This window comes from Streptomyces sp. NPDC101151, from assembly GCF_044768335.1.
GTDB lineage: Bacteria > Actinomycetota > Actinomycetes > Streptomycetales > Streptomycetaceae > Streptomyces.
Genome location: NZ_JBIWPP010000020.1, coordinates 145,537 through 152,383, shown reverse-complemented (window position 1 = coordinate 152,383; position 6,847 = coordinate 145,537). Strand labels below are relative to the sequence as shown.

8 protein-coding genes and 1 pseudogene are annotated in these 6,847 nt (G+C 70.5%); 3 read left to right on the top strand and 6 right to left on the bottom strand.

Annotation, left to right across the window (positions count from 1 at the left end):
• Nucleotides 1-133: 133 nt before the first annotated feature.
• The 5 genes and pseudogenes from ACIRU3_RS30780 to ACIRU3_RS30760 all read right to left on the bottom strand — a co-directional run.
• The gene (locus tag ACIRU3_RS30780) at nucleotides 134-724 is read right to left on the bottom strand and encodes a malonic semialdehyde reductase (RefSeq protein WP_404062978.1); all 591 of its coding nucleotides are present in this window, start codon (nucleotides 722-724) and stop codon (nucleotides 134-136) included.
• A 135-nt stretch (nucleotides 725-859) separates the two neighbouring features.
• Nucleotides 860-1,084, bottom strand: coding sequence for an exodeoxyribonuclease VII small subunit (locus ACIRU3_RS30775; RefSeq protein WP_404062975.1), 225 nt, complete (start codon nucleotides 1,082-1,084; stop codon nucleotides 860-862).
• A gap of 9 nt (nucleotides 1,085-1,093) precedes the next feature.
• Nucleotides 1,094-2,302 carry an exodeoxyribonuclease VII large subunit gene (gene xseA, locus ACIRU3_RS30770; protein ID WP_404062972.1) on the bottom strand — a complete coding sequence of 403 codons (1,209 nt, stop codon included), beginning with the start codon at nucleotides 2,300-2,302 and terminating at the stop codon, nucleotides 1,094-1,096.
• A complete protein-coding gene (locus tag ACIRU3_RS30765) occupies nucleotides 2,293-2,511 on the bottom strand; it encodes a hypothetical protein (RefSeq protein WP_404062970.1) in 219 nt (72 codons plus the stop codon). Before ACIRU3_RS30765 ends, xseA begins: the two co-directional genes overlap by 10 nt.
• A gap of 50 nt (nucleotides 2,512-2,561) precedes the next feature.
• A pseudogene (locus ACIRU3_RS30760) lies at nucleotides 2,562-2,962 on the bottom strand (amino acid permease); the annotation flags it as partial.
• A 65-nt stretch (nucleotides 2,963-3,027) separates the two neighbouring features.
• Here ACIRU3_RS30760 and ACIRU3_RS30755 point away from each other — a divergent pair.
• Together ACIRU3_RS30755 and ppgK are read left to right on the top strand one after the other, a co-directional pair.
• Nucleotides 3,028-4,053 (top strand): 4-hydroxy-3-methylbut-2-enyl diphosphate reductase, encoded by a 1,026-nt coding sequence (locus tag ACIRU3_RS30755; RefSeq protein ID WP_404062967.1) that lies wholly within the window; start codon nucleotides 3,028-3,030, stop codon nucleotides 4,051-4,053.
• A gap of 64 nt (nucleotides 4,054-4,117) precedes the next feature.
• Nucleotides 4,118-4,870 carry a polyphosphate--glucose phosphotransferase gene (gene ppgK / locus ACIRU3_RS30750; protein ID WP_404062964.1) on the top strand — a complete coding sequence of 251 codons (753 nt, stop codon included), beginning with the start codon at nucleotides 4,118-4,120 and terminating at the stop codon, nucleotides 4,868-4,870.
• A 125-nt stretch (nucleotides 4,871-4,995) separates the two neighbouring features.
• Here the strand turns inward: ppgK and ACIRU3_RS30745 are convergent, their stop codons facing one another.
• A complete protein-coding gene (locus ACIRU3_RS30745; protein WP_404062961.1) occupies nucleotides 4,996-5,550 on the bottom strand; it encodes a DUF6542 domain-containing protein in 555 nt (184 codons plus the stop codon).
• Between the two features lie 182 nt (nucleotides 5,551-5,732).
• On the opposite strand from ACIRU3_RS30745, the gene ychF reads away from it, so the two are divergent.
• Nucleotides 5,733-6,821: a redox-regulated ATPase YchF gene (gene ychF, locus ACIRU3_RS30740; RefSeq protein ID WP_404062958.1), complete on the top strand. Its 1,089-nt coding sequence runs from the start codon at nucleotides 5,733-5,735 to the stop codon at nucleotides 6,819-6,821.
• Nucleotides 6,822-6,847 lie beyond the last annotated feature (26 nt).

The following is a 6,847-nucleotide window of genomic DNA, read 5'->3' as shown; positions in this document are numbered from 1 at the left end:
AAAACGCTCGGCTGGGAAACCCCAGCCGAGCGCCTCGCTAAGCTCCTGGCCACAGCCAGTTGATCACTGTGTTGCAACGACCCCTGGAATTCGCCCCGCGGCGGGGGCCTCTCACCTGTGCGCGGGGGGCGGCTCAGACGGTCGTGACGACGTCCTCGTACGCCAGGCGCGGCGAGCGCGGGTACCAGGCGTCCGGACCCGGCCTGCCGATGTTGACGACCATCAGCGGGGTGTGGTCGTCGTCCAGGAACTCCTTGCGGACGCCCTCGAAGTCGAAGCCGGTCATCGGGCCGGCGGCGAGGCCGGCGGCGCGGACGCCGACGATGAAGTACGCGGCCTGCAGGGCGGCGTTCATCGCGGCCGAGCCCTCACGGGCCGGGCGCTCGCTGAAGAACAGGTCCTTGGCCTGGGGGAAGGCCGGGAACAGGGCCGGCAGTTCCTCGTGGAACTCGTTGTCCGCGGCGAGGATCGCGACCAGCGGGGCGGTGGCGGTCTTCGGCCGGTTGCCCTCGGACATGTGCTGCACCAGGCGCTCACGGGCCTCGGGGGAGCGGACCAGGGTGATGCGCAGCGGGGTCTGGTTGAAGGCGGTGGGGCCGTACTTGACCAGGTCGTAGATCGCCTGGACCTGCTCCTCGGTGACCGGCTCGTCGGTGAAGGTGTTCGCGGTGCGGGCCTCGCGGAACAGCAGGTCCTGGGCGGCGGGGTCAAGAACGAGAGACATGCGTGACTTCCTCGGGTGCGTGGCCGGTCCGGGGTGCCGGACCGGCTGAGTGGGCATCATGACCCTACGCGAGAGAAGTTCAACCTTCAACAAAAAGCGGGGCGTGGTGATCCGCTTCACAGCACCCGGCCGTGCCTACTCGGTGTCCTCCCCGGCCTCTTCCTCGGCGAGCGCCGCGTCCAGCCGGGCCCGGGCGCCCTCCAGCCAGCGCCGGCACACCTTGGCCAGCTCCTCGCCGCGCTCCCACAGCGCCAGGGACTCCTCCAGCGTCGTACCACCGGCCTCCAGCCGCCGTACGACCTCGATCAACTCGTCCCGCGCCTGCTCGTACGAGAGCGCTTCATCCACCTTGCTGGTCATCCACCCACCCTAGACATCGACACGTACGCTGAACTCGCCCTCGGCGACCCGCGCCCGCAGCGCCTCGCCCTGCGCCACTTCCTCCGGATCGCGCACCACGTGCCCGTCGGCCTTCTGCAGCACCGCGTACCCGCGCTTGAGCGTGGCGGCGGGGGAGAGGGCCACCACGCGCGCGTGCGTGTGCGTCAGCTCCGAGTCGGCGCGGTCCAGGAGATGGCCGAGGGTGCGCCGGCCGCGGTCCAGCAGTGCGGCCACGTGGTCCGCGCGCTCGTCGATCATCCGGTGCGGATCCTCTATCGAGGGCCGCGCCAGCGCGTGCGCGAGACCCCGCTGCTCCCGGTCCACGAACGCCTCCACACACCGCCGGGCCCGGTCCCGCAGCATCCGCACCCGCTCGAACTCCTCGCCCACGTCCGGCACGACCTTCTTGGCGGCGTCGGTCGGGGTGGAGGCGCGCAGGTCGGCGACGTGGTCCAGCAGCGGGTTGTCCGGCTCGTGCCCGATGGCCGAGACCACGGGCGTACGGCACTGCGCGGCCGCCCGCACGAGCTGCTCGTCGGAGAACGGCAGCAGGTCCTCCACGCTGCCGCCGCCGCGGGCGACGATGATGACGTCCACGTCGTCGACGGCGTCCAGCTCCTTGACGGCCTGGACGACCTGCGGCACGGCGTGCACACCCTGCACGGCGACGTTGCGCACCTCGAAGCGGACGGCGGGCCAGCGGTGGCGGGCGTTCTCCAGCACGTCCCGCTCCGCGGCGGACGCGCGGCCGCAGACCAGCCCGATCAGCTGGGGCAGGAAGGGCAGCGGCTTCTTCCGCTCCGGAGCGAACAGCCCCTCGGCCGCGAGCGCCTTCTTCAGCTGCTCCAGCCGGGCCAGCAGCTCGCCGACGCCGACGGGCTTGATCTCGGCGGCCCGCAGCGACAGCTGCCCGCGCGGGGCGTACCACTCCGGCTTCGCCAGTACGACGACACGCGCACCCTCGCCGACGACATCGGCGACCGCGTCGAACACCTGCCGGTAGCAGGTCACGCCGACGGAGATGTCGTACGAGGGGTCCCGCAGGGTGAGGAACACGACCCCGGCCCCCGGCCGCCGCGACAACTGTGTGATCTGCCCCTCGACCCACACCGCGCCGAGCCGGTCGATCCAGCCCCCGATCAGCCGGGAGACCTCACCGACGGGGAGGGGCGCTTCGGGCGACGTGTTCACAGCCATGCGGCGAGCGTAGTGGCCGGTACTGACAAAAGGCGGCGTCCTCGGGCGCCGGACGGGCTCGTTCGTCCCCGCTGCCCCACCAGCACCAGCAGGCCGATGACCAGCCACGCCGCACCCACCGCCTGCGCCGCCCCCGACGCCTGCGCGATCACCGCCACCGTGATCGCCGCACCCGCCACCGGCACCAGCACATGCCGCCACCGGCTCACCGGCCTGCCGTACCGCGAAGAACCCCACCACGCTCGCGTGCAGCAGCGTCCCACCGCGACACCTCGGAGACCAGCGCGTTCAGCGCGATCCCGGAGAACAGGCAGGCCACCGCCGGGATCAGCACATAGTCCAGCATCGCCATCCAGCCCGCGACCAACCCGGCACCCCGCCCGACCCCCCCGCGCGCGTAGGCGAACACCGACCCCGCCCGGGGAACCACCCGGACCATCTGCGCGTAACGGAACGCGGTGACCGTCATCGCCACGGTGGCCACGACGTACACCAGCGCCACCGCCCCGTGCGACTGGCGTCCACCGTGCCGAACACACCGACCGGTGCCGTCGGAGCGATGAACAGCAGCCCGTGGACCACCAGGTCCCGGAAACCCGGACTGCGGCGCAGCCGGTGGCGGGCCTCGGCCTCGGGTGCGGCCGTGCCGGTGTCGGACATAGGTCCCGGTTTTCCCCTGGAGGGGATGGGGACGCGATCCCGGGCCCGCCGAACGCGGCCTTACGATGGGTCCCATGACCGCTTCGCCTGGCCGCCGTGTCCTGCTCGCCGCCCCCCGGGGCTACTGCGCCGGTGTCGACCGCGCCGTGATCGCCGTCGAGAAGGCCCTGGAGCAGTACGGGGCCCCGATCTACGTCCGGCACGAGATCGTCCACAACAAGTACGTCGTGCAGACCCTGGAGAAGAAGGGCGCCGTCTTCGTCGAGCGGACGGAGGAGGTGCCGGCGGGCAACATCGTGATGTTCTCGGCACACGGTGTCGCCCCGGTGGTCCACGAGGAGGCCGAGCGCGGCCGTCTCGCCACCATCGACGCGACCTGCCCGCTGGTCACCAAGGTCCACAAGGAAGCCGTCCGGTACGCCAACGAGGACTACGACATCCTCCTCATCGGCCACGAGGGCCACGAGGAGGTCATCGGCACCTCCGGCGAGGCCCCCGACCACATCCAGCTGGTCGACGGCCCCGGGGACGTCGCCGAGGTCGAGGTCCGCGACGAGTCGAAGGTCGTCTGGCTGTCCCAGACCACCCTCTCCGTGGACGAGACCATGGAGACCGTCGACGCCCTGAAGACGAAGTTCCCGCAGCTGCTCTCCCCGCCCAGCGACGACATCTGCTACGCCACGCAGAACCGCCAGCTCGCAGTGAAGCAGATGGGCGCCGAGGCCGAGCTGGTCATCGTGGTCGGCTCGCGCAACTCCTCCAACTCCAAGCGCCTGGTCGAGGTCGCCAAGCTCGCCGGCTCCCGCGAGGCCTACCTGGTGGACTTCGCCGACGAGATCGACGAGGCCTGGCTGGAGGGCGTCACCACGGTGGGCGTCACCTCCGGCGCCTCCGTCCCCGAGGTCCTGGTCGAGCAGGTCCTTCAGTGGCTCGCCGAGCGCGGCTACGGCGATGTCGAGCTCGTCAAGGCGGCCGAGGAGTCCATCACCTTCTCGCTGCCCAAGGAGCTCCGCCGCGACCTGCGCGAAGAGGCCGCCGCCCTGGTCGCCGAGCGCGGCGGATCGGGTGCCACGGACACCGCTGCGGAGTGATCCAGCGCCCTGCGCACGGGCGTACACCGTAGTGACTGTCAGTCGTCCGACGTAACGTGGAGCCATGCAGATCTTCGGCGTGGACATCGGCGGATCCGGGATCAAGGGCGCCCCTGTGGACCTGGGCAAGGGCGACCTGGCCCAGGAGCGGTGCAAGGTGCTCACCCCGCACCCGGCGACGCCCGACGGCGTGGCCGACGGGGTGAAGCAGGTCATCGACCACTTCGGCTGGACGGGCCCCGTCGGCCTGACCTTCCCCGGAGTGGTCACCGGCGGCGCCACGGTCCGTACGGCGGCCAACGTCGACAAGAGCTGGGTCGACACGGACGCGCGCGCCCTGTTCAGCGGACGGCTGGGCGGCCTGCCGGTGACGGTGGTCAACGACGCGGACGCGGCGGGCGTCGCAGAGATGCAGTTCGGCGCCGGCCAGGGCCGCCGGGGCACGGTCATCCTGCTCACCTTCGGCACCGGCATCGGCAGCGCCGTCTTCGTGGACGGCGCCCTCCTGCCCAACACCGAACTGGGCCACCTGGAGCTGAACGGCCACGACGCGGAGAAGCGGGCCTCCAGCAAGGTCAAGGACGACAACGAGATGACCTGGGAGCACTGGGCCCGCCGCGTCCAGAAGTACCTCGCGCACGTCGAGATGCTCTTCTCGCCCGAGCTGTTCATCATCGGCGGCGGGGTGAGCCGCAAGGCGGACAAGTTCCTGCACTTCATCGAAGGCATCAAGGCCGAGATCGTGCCGGCCCAGCTGCAGAACAACGCGGGGATCGTCGGAGCGGCGATGCGGGCGTCGCAGGCCCGGGCGAGCTAGTGCCGAGGCACGCCTGCCCGGCGGAGCATTCCGGAATCGCGGGGTCCGGCATGCGCAGCTGACCTCGCTCACCTGCGCCGATGAGGCATCGCCGCCCGGAGCCGGCCTGATCCGCCGGACAGGCTCTAGCGACGTCGGCGGGCCCGCACCCACAGCACCCGGCGTACGAGCACGATGACCCCCGCGACCAGCGTCCCTCCGTACAGCCAGCCCGCCTGGGTGGCGAGCCCGGTGACCAGTCCCATCAGCCGGCCGACCAGCCCCCCGCTGCCGTCGGCGAGGGGGAAGAGGCCCACGGCGAAGGCGATCGGCACGACGACGGGCGCGGTGAGCAGATCACCGCCCCGCACCCACAGCGCGGTCAGCACGCACACCGGCACGAACAGCACGCCGTACAGCGTCAGGGACGCCCCGAACAGCAGCTGGTCGAGGCAACCGAGCAGGAACATCGCGACCACGCCGAAAAGCCCCCCGCCGAGCCCGGTGAGCCGGGGGCCCGGCACCCCGCCGGGCCGCACCGGCCGGTCGGCCCGTACCGGGCGCGCGGCCCGCTCCCCCCTGGGCGCCGGCCTGCCCTCGCCCGCCCGCCGTCTTGCCTGCGATGGCAGCGACCCCCTCATACCGGACGGTGTGCCACGTCGCCGTCCGATGTGAGGGGGTCGCGTCCTGCGTTGCTCCATTGGACCAACCTAGGTCTGTTTATGTGTCGAATCGCCCGTCAGACACGCCGATGAAGACAGCTTGGCCGGACGTTCGACGCTCCCGCGAGCCCGCCGTGGCAGACGCCGTAGACTGGTGGATCGGCCAGTGTCTCTGGCCCCCTGGCAGCCTCTGGCCCCACTCATCTACGGGAAGTCGCAACGTGTCGCTCACGATCGGAATCGTCGGCCTGCCGAACGTCGGCAAGTCGACCCTTTTCAACGCCCTGACCAAGAACGACGTGCTGGCGGCCAACTACCCGTTCGCCACGATCGAGCCGAACGTCGGCGTGGTCGGTGTCCCCGACGCCCGCCTCGCGCAGCTGGCCTCGATCTTCAAGTCGGAGCGCATCCTTCCGGCCACGGTCGACTTCGTCGACATCGCCGGCATCGTGCGCGGCGCTTCCGAGGGCGAGGGCCTGGGCAACAAGTTCCTCGCGAACATCCGCGAGTCCGACGCGATCTGCCAGGTCATCCGCGCCTTCAAGGACGAGAACGTCGTGCACGTCGACGGCAAGGTCTCGCCGAAGGACGACATCGAGACGATCAACACCGAGCTGATCCTCGCCGACCTCCAGACCATCGAGAAGGTCCTGCCGCGCCTCCAGAAGGAGTCCCGGATCAAGAAGGACATCGCTCCCAAGGTCAAGGCCGTCGAGGAGGCCAAGGAGATCCTGGAGAAGGGCGACACGCTCTTCGCGCACGGCATCGTCCAGGGCACGGAGCGCAACGAACTGCTGCACGACCTGCACCTGCTCACCACCAAGCCGTTCCTGTACGTCTTCAACGTCGACGAGGACGAGCTGACCGACGAGGACTTCAAGAACGAGCAGCGAGCCCTGGTCGCCCCGGCCGAGGCGATCTTCCTGAACGCCAAGCTGGAGGCCGACCTCGCCGAGCTGGACGAGGAGGACGCCCTGGAGCTCCTTGAGTCGGTGGGAGCCGAGGAGCCGGGCCTCGCCACCCTGGCCCGCGTCGGCTTCAAGTCCCTGGGCCTGCAGACCTACCTGACGGCCGGCCCCAAGGAGTCCCGCGCCTGGACCATCAAGAAGGGCGCCACGGCCCCCGAGGCTGCCGGTGTGATCCACACCGACTTCCAGAAGGGCTTCATCAAGGCCGAGGTCGTCTCCTTCGCGGACCTGGTCGAGATGGGCTCGGTCGCCGAGGCCCGCGCCAAGGGCAAGGCGCGTATGGAGGGCAAGGACTATGTGATGCAGGACGGGGACGTGGTGGAGTTCCGCTTCAACGTGTAGCCGCCTCGCTACTGCACGTTAGATAC